Genomic DNA, 16220 nt, shown 5'->3' on the forward strand with positions numbered 1-16220 from the left:
CGGTCAGTTCGTCTCGCGGCCGATCGCGATTCACCGCGTTTCGAACGCACGTGGGGTCGCCGCGGGCGACGCCGCTACGCTTCGCGGCGCAGCCGCCCGACGACGAACTCGCGCTCCAACTCGCCGAGGAACTCGCCCAGCCGCGGGCCCTGCGTCTCGTCGAAGAACAGCCGGTAGCCGGCGGCGAAGAAGTCGCCGACCGCCACGTCGTGGCGGCGCGCGGTCTCGTAGATCTCGCCTTGGATCTCCTCGCCGTCGTGGCCCTGTTCGACGAACGCCGCGAGGTCGTCGAGCGCGGCCTCGACGGCCGGCTCGAAGTCGTGGTCGGGAAGCGCCGACTGGAGCCGGTAGTTGTACTCGTTGTCACAGCGCTGTGCCCACCGGCGAGCGCGCTCGACGCGGTCGAGCGCGTCCTCGATGGCCCACTCGGGCGTGTCCTCGGTGAAGTGCCCCTCGTCTTTGGCCAACTGGATGCGGAACTCGCGGTCGTCGACCATCCCCAGCACCGCCGCGAAGGTGTACGGAAGGCGAACGCGTCCCTCGCGCACCTCGTCGACGACGAACGGGTACGCCCGCTCGGCGAACGCCGCGAAGCGCTCGTCGGGATCAGCCTCTCCGAAGTACGCCCGCTCGAAGCGGTCGAACTCGTTGACCAACTGGTCCAGCCGCTCGACGTCGAAGTCCTTCGCCTTCTTCGGGTTCCGGACGAAAAAGTAGCGCAGCACCTCCGGCTCGATCAGGTCGAGCACCTCCTGGACGGTGACGACGTGGCCCTCCGAGGAGGACAGCGATTCGCCGTTGAGCGTGAACCACTCGTACACCATCGGGACGGGCGGCTCGGTCCCGAGCACCTCCCGGGCAATGTCGACGCCGCTGGGCCACGACCCCTCGGCGTGGTCCTTCCCGAACGGCTCGAAGTCGACGCCCAGCACCTCCCACTGGGCGGGCCACTCGAAGCGCCACGGGAGCTTCCCCTCGCGGAACGAGGCGACGCCCCCGTGGCCACAGCCCTCCATGAAGCGGTCGCCGGCCTCGATTCCCGAACAGCGGTAGTGGACCTCGCGGGCCTCGAGGTCGACTTCGGTCACGTCCTGCGTCAGCATGCCGCACTCGGAGCACTGCGGCATGAACGGGACGTAGTCCTCGTCGACCTTGTCCTGGTACGTGCCGAGCGTCTCGCGTGCGGCGTCGGCGTTACGGAGCACGCGCTCGACCACGTCGTCGAACGTGCCGTCGGCGTACAGATCCGTGTTTGACACCATCTCGACGGGGATGTCGAGCGCCTGGGCGTCGGCCTCCAACAGCGCCGCGAAGTGCGCGGCGTAGGAGTCGTGACCGTCCTCGAAGGGGTCCGGGATGTCCGTGTACGGCTTCCCGAGGTTCTGGCCGAGCGCGCCGGCGTTCACGTCGCCCAGTTCCACGACGTTGCCGTCGGTGTCGGCCAGCTTCCGGGGGAGCTTGCGGAGGGCGTCCTTGTCGTCGCTGGTGAACACCTGCCGGACCTCGTGGCCGCGCTCGCGCAGCACCTCGGCGACGAAGTAGCCCCGGATGATCTCGTTGAAGTTCCCAATGTGGGCGATGCCCGAGGGAGAGACGCCGCCCTTGATCACAATCGGCTCGTCGGGGTCGCGCGCCTCGACGGCGTCCGCGACCTCGTCGGCCCAGAAGGCGCGGTGCTCGCCCCCGTCGTCGTCGTCGCCGTCGCCGCCGCGACTCCCGACGGCGTGCGGGTCGACGCCGGGGTCGTCGCCGCGTCCGGTCCTGCTGCTCATCGTTGCGCCCAGTAGGACGGCTCTGCGCCGCCGGCGGGAACCACGTCGGTTCCGGTGTGCTCGCCGCGCAGTACCGCGTTCTCGACGGCTTCGGGATCGTGGCCGTCGAGCACGACCGCCCGCATTCCGGCCCGCTGGATGAGCTTCGCCGCCAGCAGGTCGACCGGGGCGGAGGCGCCGGCGTCGCGGCTCATCGGCACGATGACCTCCACGAGTTCCTCGGGCGTCAGCTCGGCGAACTGCTCGGCCGTCTCGTCGACGTTCGGGTCGGCGTCGTAGATACCGTTCGCGCCCGTCGCGTACACGAGGAGGTCGGCGTCGACGTACTCCGCGAGCGCCGCCGCGACGGCGTCGGTCGTCTGCCCCGGCGTCACCCCACCCATCACCGACACGTCGCCGCGGCGGATGGCGTCGGCCGCCTCGTCGTAGTCGTGTGCCGGCGACGGGTCGACCGACGACCCCAGCGCCGTGATGAGCAGGCGCGCGTTCACCCGCGTCACGTCGATGCCGAGCTGGTCGAGCTGGACCTCGTTGGCGTCGAGATCGCGGGCCGCGCCGATGTAGTCGCGCGCGACGCCGCCCCCGCCGACGACGACCCCCAGCTCACAGCCCTCGTCGACCAACCGCTCGATGGCGTTCGCGTACGCCGCCACGCGTCCGGCGTCAAGCTCCGGCGCGAGGACGCTCCCGCCGAGCGATAAAACGACTCTCATTGCTCCCGCCTACCCCCGTTTCGCTCTTAAGGCTCCCGGAGCGGTCCCGGCTCGGTACCGACTGTCAGGCGCCGAACCGCCCGAACCACGCGCCCGGACCGAAGGACTAAGCCGGTCGCTGGCCCTCCCTGAGACATGCGCACGCTCTCGCTGGTCGGCCCCGGTACGGCCGACCTCCTCGACCCGCTGGCCGCGCGCCTCGACGGTCGCGTTGCGACCGTCCGACGCGACGACGGGATCCCCACCGGCACCGAGACCGGCGAAGACGCGGCCGACACCGACTACCGGCTCGGCGACGACGGCGCCTGGACCGCCGCCGGGACGGACGACTCGTTCGACGACGTGCTCGACCGGCTCGCCCCCGACTACGACTACGCGCTCGTCACGGGGTTCTCCCGGCTCCGCCTCCCCACCGTCGTCGTCGGCGACGAGGCGGTTCCGGGCGACGAGATCCGCCGCGCCGCCGACGCGAGCGACCTGTCCCTCGACGACCTCGTAGACGCCGTCGAGACGGCCGAACCGCACGTCACCCTCGAAGCGCTCGTCGACGAGGCGAAAGCGAGCGAGTACGCCGACCGATCGGGCGCGATCGCAACGTTCACCGGCCGCGTCCGCGCCAAAGACGACGCCGACGACGAGCGAACGGAGGTGCTGGAGTTCGAGAAGTACGAGGGCGTCGCGGCCGACCGGATGGCCCGCATCGAGCGGGAGCTCGAGGCGCGCGAGGGCGTCTTCGACGTGCGGATGCACCACCGAGTCGGCGTCGTCGCCGACGGCGAGGATATCGTCTTCGTCGTCGTGCTCGCGGGCCACCGGACCGAGGCGTTCCGGACCGTCGAGGACGGGATCAACCGCCTCAAAGACGAGGTGCCGATTTTCAAGAAGGAGACGACCGAGGCCGACGAATTCTGGGTGCACGAGCGGTCGCAGTAGCGTCCCGGTCCGATTCAGTGACGATCCGCCGGCGGCGCGCGCTGGCGTGCTGTCAGTTAAATTCGCGAGAATAACTGAGAATTAATCGTCATACGACTGCACTCGGATGCCAGTTGAACGAATCGAGATAGCGAGCTTAGAAGATAGAATAAAATTTCTAAGGGTCTCTAAAAGATTCGTAAAACGTCCTTCAAACGACGTTTCACGGCAGAAATCCCCTGAATGGAGCCGAATCGCGGTCAACGGACTCGACTTTATATACCCTCCGACGGCCGTAGGGAGAAGCGAGGTGACACAATGAGCGCAACCGTGCAACCCTCCGACACCGACCGCGCCTCGACTGACGGCCCCACCAAGGAGGAACGCCTCGCGGCGTTCCTGCGCGAGAAGGCCGAGAACGGTGAACTCTACTTCAAGAGCAAGTTCATCGCCGACGAGGTCGGCCTCTCGCCGAAGGAGATCGGCGCCCTGATGGTGAAACTCAAAGACTCCGCGTGCGGCTTCTCCATCGAGAAGTGGTCGTACACGTCCGCGACCACGTGGCGGATCGAGCCCGCGAACTGACGCCCGGACCCGACGCACCGATCCGCACGCCCTGATCGGTCCCCCTCCGAGGCACGGGCGGTCCCCGCACCGGTGTTTTCGGCGCTGTCCGTTCGGACGTGGTCCTTCCAGTCTATCGGGTGGGCGCCGAGGACTTATCCCCTTTCGCCGCAAACCGCCGCCGATGAGCGAGGCGGCCACCGACGACTATCCCCGCCCTCCGGAACTCGACGCCGTCTTCCACTGTTCGGAGATCCGGCGGGACGGCGATCGGGTGCTCTACTACGGGGTCAGCGACGTGAGCGAGCGGGAGTTGGTTCGCCGCGTCTGGCCCGCGTTCCGCGAGGCCGGCTACGAGGTGCAGGTCGTCGCCGGCGACGGGGGACTCGACGTCGTCGTCGCCCGGCCGTACTCCGACGGGATCGACGGCGTCCCGTGGGTGAACGTCGCGTTGCTGGTCACGACGATCGCGTCGACGCTGCTCGTGGGCGCCACCGCGTGGTACTACGTTCCGTTCTCCACGATCCAGAAGAACCCGCTCGCGGTCCTGCAGGCGTGGCCGTTCACCGCGGCCGTCCTCGGGGTCCTGCTAACGCACGAACTCGGCCACTACGCGCTCGGCCGGTACCACGGCGTCGACGTGTCGCTGCCGTACGTCATCCCGTTCATCCTCCCGTTCGGAACGATGGGCGCGATCATCCGGATGCGCGGGCAGATGCCCGACCGCGAGGCGCTGTTCGACATCGGCGTCGCGGGGCCGCTCGCGGGACTCGCCGCCACGATCGTCGTCACTGTCGTCGGGCTCTCGCTGGGGCCGTTCACCGTCCCCGAGTCGGTGCTCGGCGGCGGGCAGGTGATCGTGTTCAACAACCCGCCGCTGCTGGACCTGATCGCCGCGGCGCTGAACCAGCCGACCGGCTACACTGACCCCACGAAGACGGCGCACCCGGTGATCATGGGGGCGTGGGTCGGGATGTTCTTCACCGTGCTCAACCTCTTGCCAGTCGGGCAGTTGGACGGCGGCCACATCGTCCGCGCGATGGTCGGCCGCCGCCAGGAGACCGTCGCCGCGCTCGTGCCCGTCGCGCTGTTCGGGCTCTCGGCGTACCTCTATGTCGTCCGCGACCTCGGGCTCAACGAGTCGGTCGGACTGTGGGCGTTCTGGGGGCTGTTCTCGGCGTTCATCGCCTATCGCGGCCCGGCGAACCCCGTCGACGACTCGGCGCTGGGTCCGACGCGGATGGCGATCGGCGTGGTCACGTTCGCGCTGGGACTGCTGTGTTTCATGCTCGTCCCGATCCAGGTGACGACGCTGTGACCCCGTGATCGGTCGCCGGCGCCGTGGCCGGAGCAGGCAGTGGATACCCGACTCACTCCTCGCCGTGGCCGTACCCCCGATCGGGGAGCGGTTCGCCGTCCATCCGGACCCCGTCCCAGGTCACGTTCCCGATCACGGTGATCAGCGTCGGTGAGGCCGCCCGCGCCGCCTCCACATCATCGCTCGCGAGCGTGAACACCAGCTCGAAGTCCTCGCCGAAGTACAGCGCCGCCGACCGCCGCTCCTCGGGGTCGTCGAACGCCTCGCGGACCGCATCGTCGACGGGGACGTACGACTCGATGATATCCATCCCGAGATCCGCCACGTCGCTCGCCTCCACGAGCTGGTGCAGCGACCGCGCGAGCCCGTCGCTGGAGTCCATCATCGCCGTCGCGTACGGCCGAAGCGCGACCCCGGCGGCGACGCGGGGGGTGAACCGAAACAGCTCGGTTCCGCGCTCCGCGTCGCCCGTCTCGAACGCGCGGATGGCGGCGGCGCTGCGGCCGAACGCACCGGTGACGCACACCGCGTCGCCGCGCTCGGCGCCGCCGCGGCCCACCGGGTCGTCGGTCGATCCGAGCGCGGTCGTGGCGACGGTGAACTCGTCGTGGCGGTCGAGGTCGCCGCCGACGTACTCGGCGTCGACCGCCTCGCACACCGCCCGGGCGCCGCGCACGAAGTCGTCGACATCGTCGGGGTCGAACCGCGGCGCGCCGTAGGCGGCCACGGCCGCGTCCGCGTCGGCCCCCATCGCGGCCACGTCCGACAGCGAGGCGCCGACCGCCCGCCAGCCCGCCGTGTAGCGGTCGACACCCGTGGGGAAGTCGGTCGTCTCGTGGAGCATGTCGGTCGTGAGCACCCGGTCGCCGACGACCGCGCAGTCGTCGCCCGCGCCCGGGAGGGTCTCCGACAGCCGAGCGAGCGCCTCGCGTTCGTCCATTGAGCGTTCGTTTTCGCCCCGACTCCTACGGTGTTTCCCTTCGCGGTGACCGCGTCGAACCCGGAACGCCAGCCGACATCGGCACTCGGTCGCGCCTCCCGGTTTCGGAGGCTTGAAGCGGCCGCCCGGCGACCATCGAGACATGGATTCGGACCAGCTCCGCGCCACGGTCGTCGGCTTTCTCGGCGCGTTTGCGGTCCTCGGTGCGCTCCTGTCTCTCGTCGGTGTCGGTGACCTCGTGGACGTTCTTCAGAGCGCATCGCTCGAGATCGTCGCGCTTGTCGTCGTCGTCACCGTTGGCTGGCTCACCGCGTGGTCGGTCGCGCTCAGGACCGTGCTCGGAGTGTTGGGGATCCGGCTGTCAGTCGTCCGCTCGTTTCTGGTGTTCAGCGGCGCGATGTTCTCCAACAACATCACGCCGTTCGGCCAGGCCGGCGGCGAGCCCGTCGCCGCGCTGCTCATCGCGAAGGTCGCCGACACCGAGTACGAACGCGGACTCGCCGCCATCGCCAGCGTGGACACCCTCAATTTCGTTCCCTCCATCACGCTTGCGCTCGTCGGCGCGGCGTACTTCGCCACCGAGACGACCTTCGGAGCGCGGCTCCGGTTCGCGACCGCGGTCGTCGTCGCGCTGGCGCTGCTCGTCCCGGGGCTCGTCTATCTGGGCTGGCGAAACCGCTACGCGCTCGAATCGCGCGTCGTCAGCACGGTCGTGCCGGTGATCAGTCGGGTCACGGACGTCCTGCCGGTGATCTCCGCTCCGACCGAGGAGTCGATCGAGTCGCGGATCGGCCACTTCTTCGGCGCCATCGAGCGGGTCGCAACCGACCGCACCGGCATCGCGGTCTCGCTGGCGGCCTCGTCGCTCGGGTGGGTGTTCCAGATGATCGGACTGTACCTCGCGTTTCAGGCGATCGACCAGCCCGTGCCGTTCTCGGCGATGCTGTTCGTCGTTCCCATGGGTGCCATCGCGGGCATCACGCCACTGCCGGGCGGCGCTGGCGGCATCGAGGCGGTGCTCGTCGCCGTGCTCGTGGCGCTCCCCTCCGTGTCGGTCTCCGCGACGGCCGCCCTCGGCGCGGTCGTCATCTATCGGGCCGCCGTCTACTGGGTGCCGGTGATAATCGGCGGCACCGTCGTGAGCGTGATCGGCGCCGACAGCATCGGATGACATCCTCATCGCAGTTGTACCCGGTAGTTGCTGGGGATCCCCGCACTGGCTGGTAGTTGCTGGGGATCCCCGCACCGGATGGGTCCTCCCACCGGCTGTGCGATCAGCGGGTCGCGATCGGGATCGGAGACGCGGGTCGGACCTCGTGGACGCCTCACACGCGGCGGGTGATACGACGGCTTTAAACGGAACGACGGTGAAATCGCCCGTATGGTTACCCTCTACGACGTCCCGACGGCGGACCTCAACGACGAGGTCGCCGCTCGACTGGAGGATCGCATCGAGCAGCCGGAGTGGGTGCAGTTCACCAAGTCCGGTCAGGACCGCGAGCTCCCGCCCCAGCAGGAAGACTTCTGGTTCCGCCGCGCGGCCTCGCTGCTGCGCAAGGTCGCCGACCGCGGCCCCGTCGGCGTCGAGCGCCTCGCCACCGAGTACGGTGGCGCCAAGCGCGGCTCGAACCGCTACGTCGTCTCTCCGCCGAACCACGAGGGCGGCTCGCGGAAGATCATCCGCGTCGCGCTCCAGCAGCTCGAAGAGGAGGAGTTCGTCGAGACCGCGCAAGGCGAGGGCCGCCGCGTCACCGACGAGGGTCGCTCGTTCCTCGACGAGGCCGCCGGCGACGTGCTCGAGGAGCTCGACCGCCCCGAGCTCGAACGCTACGCGTAAGCCGACGGTCGCACACGAGGTGTTCGATCGCCGGCCGTGTCACCAGCGATTCGCGACCCGGCGTCGACCGCCTCGTCGCGGTCACTGCGTCCGCTGGACGCCGCCGTCGCCCGCGTACCCACAATTGTTTTGCCCGCGCACCGGCAACGTTCCGTCGACATGAGCGAGAACCCCGACGACGAGCGACTGGAGGAGCTGCGCGAGCAGAAGATGCAGGAGCTCCAAGAGCAGGCGCAGGGACAGGGACAAGACCAGGAGGCCCAACAGGCAGCCCAGGAACAGGCCGAGCGCCAGCAGGAGGCGCTGCTCAAGCAGTACCTCACCGACGGCGCGCGCCAGCGACTCAACGCAGTCGAGATGAGCAAGCCCGACTTCGCCGCGCAGGTGAAACAACAGGTCACGGCGCTGGCGAAGAGCGGCCGAGTGAACGGCCGCATCGACGAGGACCAGATGAAGGAGCTGCTGCGCGAACTGCAGCCGGACCAGAAGAGCTTCGACATCCGCCGCCGCTGACGCACGCGTGGACCTCGCGCTCTGCTACAGCGGCGGGAAAGACTCCTCGCTCGCCGCGCTCGTCCTCGACCGCTTCTATGACGTGACGTTGGTCACGGCCCACTTCGGCGTCACCGATGACCACGAACACGCGCGCCGGGCCGCCGAGGCGCTCGGCTTTCCGTTCGAGACCCACGACCTCGACCGCGAAGTCGCCCGCGAGGCCGTCGACCGGATGCGCGCGGACGGCTTCCCCCGTAACGGGATCCAGCGCGTCCACGAGCACGCACTGGAGTCGGTCGCCGGCCGCGACGTGGACGCCGTCGCCGACGGCACCCGCCGCGACGACCGCGTCCCCTCGATCTCCCGGGCGTTCGCCCAGAGCCTGGAGGACCGCCACGGCGTCGACTACATCTCCCCCCTCTCGGGGTTCGGCCGCGGCGCCGTCGACCGCCTCGTCGACGCCACGCTTGACGTGGAATCGGGGCCATCCGAGGAGGTACCCAAGGCCGATTACGAGGGCGAACTGCGCGCGCTCTTGCGCGAGGAGGCCGGCGACTCGGCGGTCGCCGAGGTGTTCCCCGACCACGAGCAGACGTACGTGCGCGGGACGCGCTGACCGGCAAGCGGCGGGGTTATCAGGCCGCCGAGCCGACTCCGCGCCGTGTCCGCACTCGTCACCCCCGGCATCGCCGTCGCCGTCGCCGCGGCGGTGCTGTGGGGGGTCTACCTCTTCGCGCTGAAGCGCTATGTCGCCGGCGTCCCCGCGACCGTGCTCACGGTGCTCGTCAACGTCTGCGCGCTGACGTGGTACGCCCCGATTGCCGTCACCCGGCTATCGGCGGACGTGCTTCCCGACCCCGCGACTCTCGGCGCGCCCGCCGTGCTCGCGCTCGCCGGAGCCGTCCTCGGTGTCGGCGTCGGTTTCGTCCTGTTCGTGAACGCGCTCGCGCTCGGCGAGGTGTCGTACGTCACGCCGATCAACAAGGTCGTCCCCGTGTTCGTCCTCCCGCTGGAGCTGCTCTTGTTGGGGGCCGACCTCCCGCCGCTGGCGTTCGTCGGCGTCGCCGTCGTCACCGCGGCGGTGTACGTCGCCAACTACCGCGGCGGCGACCCGCTTGAACCCCTCCGGCGGGCGGTCTCGGCTCAGCCCGCGCAGCTCGCGCTGCTGTCGGCGGTCGCGTACGCCGTCGGCGACGTGGCCAAGCGCGCCGTCCTCGACCGGGTCGGCCTCCCGCCGGAGGCGCTCGTCGTCGTCGTGCTCGGCGGGGTGCTCCTCCTCTTGTTCCCGCTTGCGGTCCGCGATTGGGAGGCCGACCGGTCGTGGGAGACGCCTGCGCCGACGTTCCTCGCGCTGGGGCTGGTCGTCGCGACGGCCGAACACCTCACGAGCGTCGCGTTCGCCGCGCTCCCCGCGAGCATCGCCTCGCCGGTGATCAACACGCAGGCGGTCGTCGCGGTCGTGCTCGGCGGCGTGTTCCTCGGGGAGCGCCGGCTCGGCGCCCGCCTCGTCGCCGCCGCGCTTGCGGTCGTCGGCGTCGGGCTGCTCGCGGTTTGAGCGCGGAACGGCCGGGGGACCGCTCCGACCGCGACGGCGAACCACGGGGTTAAACTCCCGGACGCGCGAGGTACCCGGTAATGCCAACGTACGAGCGCCTGAAGGGGTTCCGCGACTTCTATCCCCCCGAGATGGCCGTCCGTCGCGAGGTGACCGACACACTGGAGTCGGTCGCGCGCGGTTACGGCTTCCGCGAGATCGACACGCCCCGGCTGGAGCCGGCGGAGATGTGGACCGACAAGTCCGGCGACGACATCGTCGACGAGCTGTACGCCTTCGAGGATCACGGCGGCCGCCACGTCACGCTCTCGCCGGAGTTGACGCCCACTGTCGCGCGGATGTACGCCGCGAAGGCCCAGGCGCTGTCCAAGCCGGTGAAGTGGTTCTCGACGCGTCCGTTCTGGCGCTATGAGGCCGTCCAGCAGGGTCGGTTTCGCGAGTTCTCCCAGACGAACATCGACATCTTCGGCTCGGCGGAGCCGGAGGCGGACGCCGAGGTGCTCGCGACCGCGGCAGACGCGCTCACCGAGCTCGGCCTGTCGGCCGACGACTTCGAGTTCCGCGTCAGCCACCGCGACATCCTCGGGTCGCTGCTGCGCTCGTTCGACTCGGACGTGGACGTGCGCGCGGCCATCCGCGCGGTCGACAAGTCCGAGAAGGTCGACGAGGCGGAGTACCTCGACCTGCTCCACGACGCCGGCCTCGCCTTCGACGAGGCGCGGGAGTTCGACGACCTGCTCGGCGTCGGCGACCCCGCCGACCTCGACGGGCTCACCGACTTTGCGCCCGACTCCGCGGAGCTCGCGGCCGCCGTCGACAACCTCCGGGCGGTCCTCGCGGCCGCCGACGACTTCGGCGTCGGCGAGCACTGCGACCTCTCGCTGCGCACCGCCCGCGGGCTCGACTACTACACCGGCGCGGTCTTCGAGTGCTTCGACGCGACCGGCGAGATCGGTCGCTCCGTCTTCGGCGGCGGCCGCTACGACGACCTCATCGAAGAGTTCGGCGGCCAGCCCACGCCCGCGGTCGGCGTCGCCCCCGGGCACGCGCCGATGGGGCTCCTTCTGGAACGTGCGGGCGTCGCCCCGGAGGCGGCCATCGAGACGGACTACTACGTGCTGCAGGTCGGCGATACCCGGGCGACGGCCGCCCGGATCGCCCGCGACCTCCGGAGCCGGGGCCACGTCGTCGAGTCGGACGTGTCGGACCGCAGCTTCGGCGCACAACTGAACTACGCCGACTCGATCAACGCTGAGACGGTCGTCATCGTCGGCGAGCAGGACCTCGCGAACGACGAGGTGACGCTGAAGGACATGGCCTCCGGCGACCAGACGACCGCGCCGGTCGACGAGTTCCCGGGCGGGTTCGACCGGCCGACGTTCGACGACTTCGCGTAATGGCGACCCGCCGGGCGTACCGCGTCGCCTACGACGGCCGCCCCTTCTTCGGCTTCCAGCGCCAGCCCGACGTGCCGACCGTCGAGGACGCGCTGCTGGACGCGCTCCGGGCGCTCGATGTCCTCGGGCACGACGCCGACACCCCGCCGGGGTACGCCGCCGCCGGCCGCACCGACCGCGGCGTCTCGGCGGTCCGCCAGACCGTCGCCTTCGACGCCCCGGCGTGGCTCACTCCGCGGGCGTTCTCCAGCGAACTCCCCGCAGCCGTGCGGGTGTGGGCTGCCGCCGACGCGCCCGTCGACTTCCACGCGACCCACGACGCCGTCCGCCGGACGTACCGCTATCACCTCCACGCGCCGGGCGCCAACCTCGCCCGCGCCCGCGCGGCGGCCGAAGCCCTGTCGGGCGAGCACGACGTGCACAACCTCACCAGCGACCCCCGCGGGCCGAAGACCCGCCGAGACCTCTCGCTGTCGGTCGATGCCGGGCGGGGCGAGGGGGCGCTCGCCGTCGGCGACCCGGAGCCCGTCGACGCCGGCGACGACTTCCTGACCCTCACCGTCGCCGCCGGGGGCTTCCCGCGTGAGTTCGTCCGCCGGGTCGCCGCGGTCGTCCGGGGCGTCGCCGTCGACAACACCGGACTCGACCGGATCGAGGAGCTCCTCGGCGACGAGGCGCTGTCGGGACCGCGCGGCGTCGCGCCCGCGCCCCCCGAACCCCTCGTGCTCGCCGACGTTACCTACCCCGACCTCGACTTCGTGCCGGACCCCGAGGCGGTCGCGGCGCTGCGGGCCGTGTTCGGTGAGCGCCGGGTCGCCGCGATCGCCCGGAGCCGAGCGCTCGGCGACGTGGTGGACGCCGTCGACGCCGCGAGCGACGCCGCGTCGGAGGCTGCGAGCGACGCGGTCGAGTGATCGTCGGTCGGCGCGACCGCGGTCACTCCCACCCCTCGGGCCAGAGGCCAGCCGCCTTCATCCCCGGTTCGAACTCCGCGTTCCGGAACGCCTCCTCGAGTTCGTAGGGATCGAGCACCGGCACGTCGGTCGCCTCGTCGGCCAGCTCTCGGACGAGGAGCGCCGCGAGGACGCCGTGCTCGCGGATGCAGCGGTCGTCGACCTTGTCTCGCGTGTCGGCGTGCGTGTGGCCCCACCCCCGGCCGCGCTCGCCGCTGTCGGAGTGGAACTGCAGCGACGCGACGCCCCGGCGGACGAACGGCCACTGGTCGGAGAACGGGTGCGGCTCCTCGTGCACCGCGATCGGCTGGCGGGTCCGGTCTGCCACCCGCCGGGCCGTCCGCGCGGTCGCCTCGGAGGTGTGCGTCATCGCGACGAGATCGCGGAAGCGACCCGCCCCGTCGAGGTTGACGACTGCCTTCACCGTGTCCAGGTCCGTCGTCGCCGCGAGGTGCTCGGAGCCGAGCAGCCCCGTCTCCTCGCAGCCGACGGCGGCGAACCGGACGCCGATGTCGAGGTCGGCGGCCGAGAGCACCGACGCCGCCGCAAGCAGCGTCGCGACGCCGCAGCCGTTGTCCAGCGCCCCTTCGGCGATGTCGTGGCCGTCGTAGTGCGCGAGGACGAGCACGTACTCGTCGGTCCGCGGGCCGGTGTGCGCGAGCACGTTCTGCGACTCGTCGGGGACCGTCTCGGCGTCGACCGACAGGTCGATTTCCCCGCCCTCGTCCGCGTACTCGGTGAGCCACGCGCCCGTCTCCTTGCTCACCCCGACCGCCGGGATCGCGGCCTCCTCGCCGAAGGTGAGCGACCCCGTCGGCGGTAACTGGCCGGGCACGTGGTTGACGAAGACGAACGCGTCCGCGCCCGCCTCCGCCGCAGTCCCGAACTTCTCCATCCGGTGGATGAACCGCGACTCGCTGGGCGTCGTCGTCGACGCGACGGCGACTTTCCCTTCCACGTCGACCGCGTCGATCTCTTCGGGCGTGCCGTACCCCACGTCGACGAGCTCGCCGGCGGCGTCGCCGGCGGGGCTGTACGGCAGCGCGATCGCGTCGAACGCGCGCTCGGCCGGGGCGGTCACGCGCAGTTCGGTCCCCCCGCGGCGCCACGCGGGCGCGTCAAACGACTGCCGGCGCACGCGCTCCAGTCCGCGCTCGTCGAACGCGTCGGCGACGAGGTCGGCGGCGCGTTCCTCCCCCGCGCTGGCGCCCATTCGGCCGCCCAGCGCGGTCAGCTCAGTGATGAACTCCCACGGCGCGGTGTCGGTCCAGACGCGTCCGACCGCCGCGGCGAGGTCGTCGTCGAGGTTCATAGACGAGACGCTCGCCGGCCGCGGGCTAAAAGCCGCGGGTGTTGGCGGGTGCCGCGGGCCGTCGGTAGTCCGATCGGAACGCGGATCGAGCCGCGAGAAATTTACGTATTGTAAAAACGAATTTGTCTGTGGTAAACGGTACTCTCGAAAGTAGGAAATCTTATCACTCGACGGCGGCGATCATTTGGTGATGAACAGGTCCGACCAGGACTGGTGGCCAGAACAGCTGAGCTTGGATATCCTCGACCAGAACGCCCGCACGTCGGACCCGATAGGCGAGGAGTTCGACTACGCCGAGGCGTTCGAGACGCTCGACCTCGACGAGGTCAAGGCGGACATCGAGGACGCGTTGACCACCTCCCAGGAGTGGTGGCCCGCAGACTACGGCCACTACGGTCCGCTGATGATCCGGATGGCGTGGCACAGCGCCGGGACGTACCGGACGGTCGACGGCCGCGGCGGCGCGGGCGGCGGCCGCCAGCGGTTCGCCCCCCTCAACAGCTGGCCCGACAATGCGAACCTCGACAAGGCGCGCCGCCTGCTGTGGCCGGTCAAACAGAAGTACGGCAAGAGGCTCTCCTGGGCGGACCTGATGGTCCTGACCGGGAACGTGGCGCTGGAGTCGATGGGCTTCGAGACGTTCGGCTTCGCCGGCGGCCGCGAGGACGCGTACGAGCCGGACCACGCCGTCGACTGGGGGCCGGAAAACGAGATGGAGACGTGGGACCGCTTCGACGAGAACGACGAGCTCAACGAACCCCTCGGCGCCTCCGTCATGGGGCTCATTTATGTCAACCCTGAGGGCCCGGAGGGCGAGCCGGACCCCGAGTGGTCGGCCGAACGCATCCGCACGACGTTCAGTCGGATGGCGATGAACGACAAGGAGACCGCCGCCCTCATCGCCGGCGGCCACACCTTCGGGAAGGTCCACGGCGCGGACGACCCGGAGAACCTCGGCCCCGAGCCCGAGGCGGCGCCGATCGAATCCCAGGGGCTGGGCTGGGAGAACGACCACGAGTCCGGCAAGGGCGCCGACACCATCACCAGCGGCATCGAGGGCCCGTGGACGCAATCGCCCACCGAGTGGGACATGGGCTACCTGAACAATCTGCTCGAGTACGAGTGGGAGCCCCACAAGGGCCCCGGCGGCGCGTGGCAGTGGGAGCCGACCGACGAGTCGCTCCACGGCTCCGCGGAGCCGGCCCACGACGAGGGCGAGGCGACGCCGATGATGCTGACCACGGACGTGGCGCTCAAGCGCGACCCCGACTACCGCGAGATCATCGAGGGGTTCCAGGACAACCCGATGGAGTTCGGGATGACGTTCGCGAAGGCGTGGTACAAGCTGACGCACCGCGACATGGGTCCGCCCGAGCGCTTCCACGGCCCCGAGGTGCCCGACGAGGTGATGATCTGGCAGGACCCAGTCCCGGACGCCGACTACGACCTGATCGACGACGACCAGGCGGCCGAGCTCAAAGCGGAAATCCTCGACGCGGACCTGCCGGTCCCGCAGCTCGTCAAGACCGCGTGGGCGTCGGCGTCGACCTACCGCAACAGCGACAAGCGCGGGGGAGCCAACGGCGCACGGATCCGGCTCCGCCCGCAGCGTGACTGGGAGGTGAACAACCCGGAGGAGCTGGCGACCGTGCTGGACGCCCTCGAGGAGGTCCAGACGGCGTTCAACGAGGCCCAGTCCGGCGACACCCGTGTCTCGCTCGCGGACACCATCGTGCTGGCCGGTAACGCCGCCGTCGAGGAGGCCGCACGGCGCGCGGGCCACGACATCGAGGTGCCGTTCGAGCCCGGACGGACCGACGCCAGCCAGGAGCAGACCGACGCCGAGTCGTTCGAGGCGCTCAAGCCGCGTGCGGACGGCTTCCGCAACTACCAGGCCGACCACGACGACCGGCCGGCCGAGGAGGCGCTGGTCGACAAGGCCGACCTGCTCGGGCTGACGCCGACGGAGATGACGGCGCTGGTCGGCGGCATGCGCGTGCTCGACGCGAACTACGACGGCTCGGACCTGGGCGTTTTCACTGAGGAACCGGGGACCCTCACGAACGACTTCTTCGTGAATCTCCTCAGCATGGACGCCGAGTGGGAGTCCGCCGACGAGGAGGGGGTGTACCAGGCCTGCGACCGCGACACCGGTGAGGTCGTGTGGACCGGCACCCGCGCGGACCTGATCTTCGGGTCGCACTCCCGCCTGCGCGCTATCAGCGAGGTGTACGGCGCCGCCGACGCCGAGGAGAAGCTCGTCGAGGACTTCGTCGACGCGTGGCACGCGGTCATGCGCAACGACCGCTTCGACCTCGAGCAAAAATAACAATACTGGCGGGCGGGTCCGCCACCTGACGCGCCGCTGTGGGGCGCCCCGCCCTCGACGCTCGTCTGCGGTCTCACTCGCGGTCCCTCCTCCCGTTTTGCGGCTCTGCTCACACCGAGAGCG

Annotated in this window: 15 protein-coding genes; 11 read left to right on the forward strand and 4 right to left on the reverse strand. The window is 70.3% G+C overall.

Going from position 1 to position 16220, the window contains the following annotated elements; translation table 11 throughout:
- Window positions 1-74 precede the first annotated feature (74 nt).
- Both lysS and pyrH read right to left on the reverse strand, forming a co-directional pair.
- Window positions 75-1772 (reverse strand): lysine--tRNA ligase, encoded by a 1698-nt coding sequence (lysS, locus tag BUE16_RS03940; protein WP_073307137.1) that lies wholly within the window; start codon window positions 1770-1772, stop codon window positions 75-77.
- On the reverse strand, window positions 1769-2485 hold the full coding sequence (gene pyrH / locus BUE16_RS03945) for a UMP kinase (RefSeq protein WP_073307138.1): 717 nt from the start codon (window positions 2483-2485) through the stop codon (window positions 1769-1771). Before pyrH ends, lysS begins: the two co-directional genes overlap by 4 nt.
- Before the next feature lie 135 nt (window positions 2486-2620).
- On the opposite strand from pyrH, the gene BUE16_RS03950 reads away from it, so the two are divergent.
- The 3 genes from BUE16_RS03950 (at window position 2621) to BUE16_RS03960 (ending at window position 5279) form a co-directional block, all read left to right on the forward strand.
- The gene (locus BUE16_RS03950) at window positions 2621-3418 is read left to right on the forward strand and encodes a molybdopterin synthase (protein ID WP_073307139.1); all 798 of its coding nucleotides are present in this window, start codon (window positions 2621-2623) and stop codon (window positions 3416-3418) included.
- 297 nt (window positions 3419-3715) lie between these two features.
- Entirely contained in the window at window positions 3716-3982 is a 267-nt protein-coding gene (locus BUE16_RS03955; protein WP_073307140.1) for a DUF7123 family protein, read from the forward strand.
- A gap of 163 nt (window positions 3983-4145) precedes the next feature.
- Window positions 4146-5279 carry a site-2 protease family protein gene (locus BUE16_RS03960; RefSeq protein ID WP_073307141.1) on the forward strand — a complete coding sequence of 378 codons (1134 nt, stop codon included), beginning with the start codon at window positions 4146-4148 and terminating at the stop codon, window positions 5277-5279.
- Window positions 5280-5331: 52 nt separating this feature from the next.
- Here BUE16_RS03960 and thiL read toward each other — a convergent pair whose 3' ends face one another.
- Window positions 5332-6219 carry a thiamine-phosphate kinase gene (gene thiL / locus BUE16_RS03965; protein ID WP_073307142.1) on the reverse strand — a complete coding sequence of 296 codons (888 nt, stop codon included), beginning with the start codon at window positions 6217-6219 and terminating at the stop codon, window positions 5332-5334.
- Window positions 6220-6361: 142 nt separating this feature from the next.
- On the opposite strand from thiL, the gene BUE16_RS03970 reads away from it, so the two are divergent.
- The 7 genes from BUE16_RS03970 (at window position 6362) to truA (ending at window position 12417) form a co-directional block, all read left to right on the forward strand.
- Window positions 6362-7390 (forward strand): lysylphosphatidylglycerol synthase transmembrane domain-containing protein, encoded by a 1029-nt coding sequence (locus tag BUE16_RS03970; RefSeq protein WP_073307143.1) that lies wholly within the window; start codon window positions 6362-6364, stop codon window positions 7388-7390.
- Window positions 7391-7600: 210 nt separating this feature from the next.
- Window positions 7601-8056: a 30S ribosomal protein S19e gene (locus BUE16_RS03975; protein ID WP_073307144.1), complete on the forward strand. Its 456-nt coding sequence runs from the start codon at window positions 7601-7603 to the stop codon at window positions 8054-8056.
- Between the two features lie 159 nt (window positions 8057-8215).
- The gene (locus tag BUE16_RS03980; protein ID WP_073307145.1) at window positions 8216-8569 is read left to right on the forward strand and encodes a DNA-binding protein; all 354 of its coding nucleotides are present in this window, start codon (window positions 8216-8218) and stop codon (window positions 8567-8569) included.
- Between the two features lie 7 nt (window positions 8570-8576).
- Entirely contained in the window at window positions 8577-9167 is a 591-nt protein-coding gene (locus BUE16_RS03985; RefSeq protein ID WP_073307146.1) for a DUF7411 family protein, read from the forward strand.
- A 45-nt stretch (window positions 9168-9212) separates the two neighbouring features.
- Window positions 9213-10106: an EamA family transporter gene (locus tag BUE16_RS03990; RefSeq protein WP_073307147.1), complete on the forward strand. Its 894-nt coding sequence runs from the start codon at window positions 9213-9215 to the stop codon at window positions 10104-10106.
- A gap of 80 nt (window positions 10107-10186) precedes the next feature.
- Entirely contained in the window at window positions 10187-11503 is a 1317-nt protein-coding gene (gene hisS / locus BUE16_RS03995) for a histidine--tRNA ligase (RefSeq protein ID WP_073307148.1), read from the forward strand.
- Window positions 11503-12417: a tRNA pseudouridine(38-40) synthase TruA gene (gene truA, locus BUE16_RS04000; protein WP_073307149.1), complete on the forward strand. Its 915-nt coding sequence runs from the start codon at window positions 11503-11505 to the stop codon at window positions 12415-12417. Before hisS ends, truA begins: the two co-directional genes overlap by 1 nt.
- Window positions 12418-12439: 22 nt before the next feature.
- Here truA and BUE16_RS04005 read toward each other — a convergent pair whose 3' ends face one another.
- A complete protein-coding gene (locus tag BUE16_RS04005; RefSeq protein WP_073307150.1) occupies window positions 12440-13768 on the reverse strand; it encodes a M28 family peptidase in 1329 nt (442 codons plus the stop codon).
- A gap of 190 nt (window positions 13769-13958) precedes the next feature.
- Between BUE16_RS04005 and katG the strand changes: the two genes are divergently transcribed.
- Window positions 13959-16097: a catalase/peroxidase HPI gene (gene katG / locus BUE16_RS04010; protein ID WP_073307151.1), complete on the forward strand. Its 2139-nt coding sequence runs from the start codon at window positions 13959-13961 to the stop codon at window positions 16095-16097.
- The last annotated feature ends 123 nt before the right edge of the window (window positions 16098-16220 follow it).

The sequence above is a fragment of the Halobaculum gomorrense genome (assembly GCF_900129775.1).
Taxonomy (GTDB): Archaea; Halobacteriota; Halobacteria; order Halobacteriales; family Haloferacaceae; genus Halobaculum; species Halobaculum gomorrense.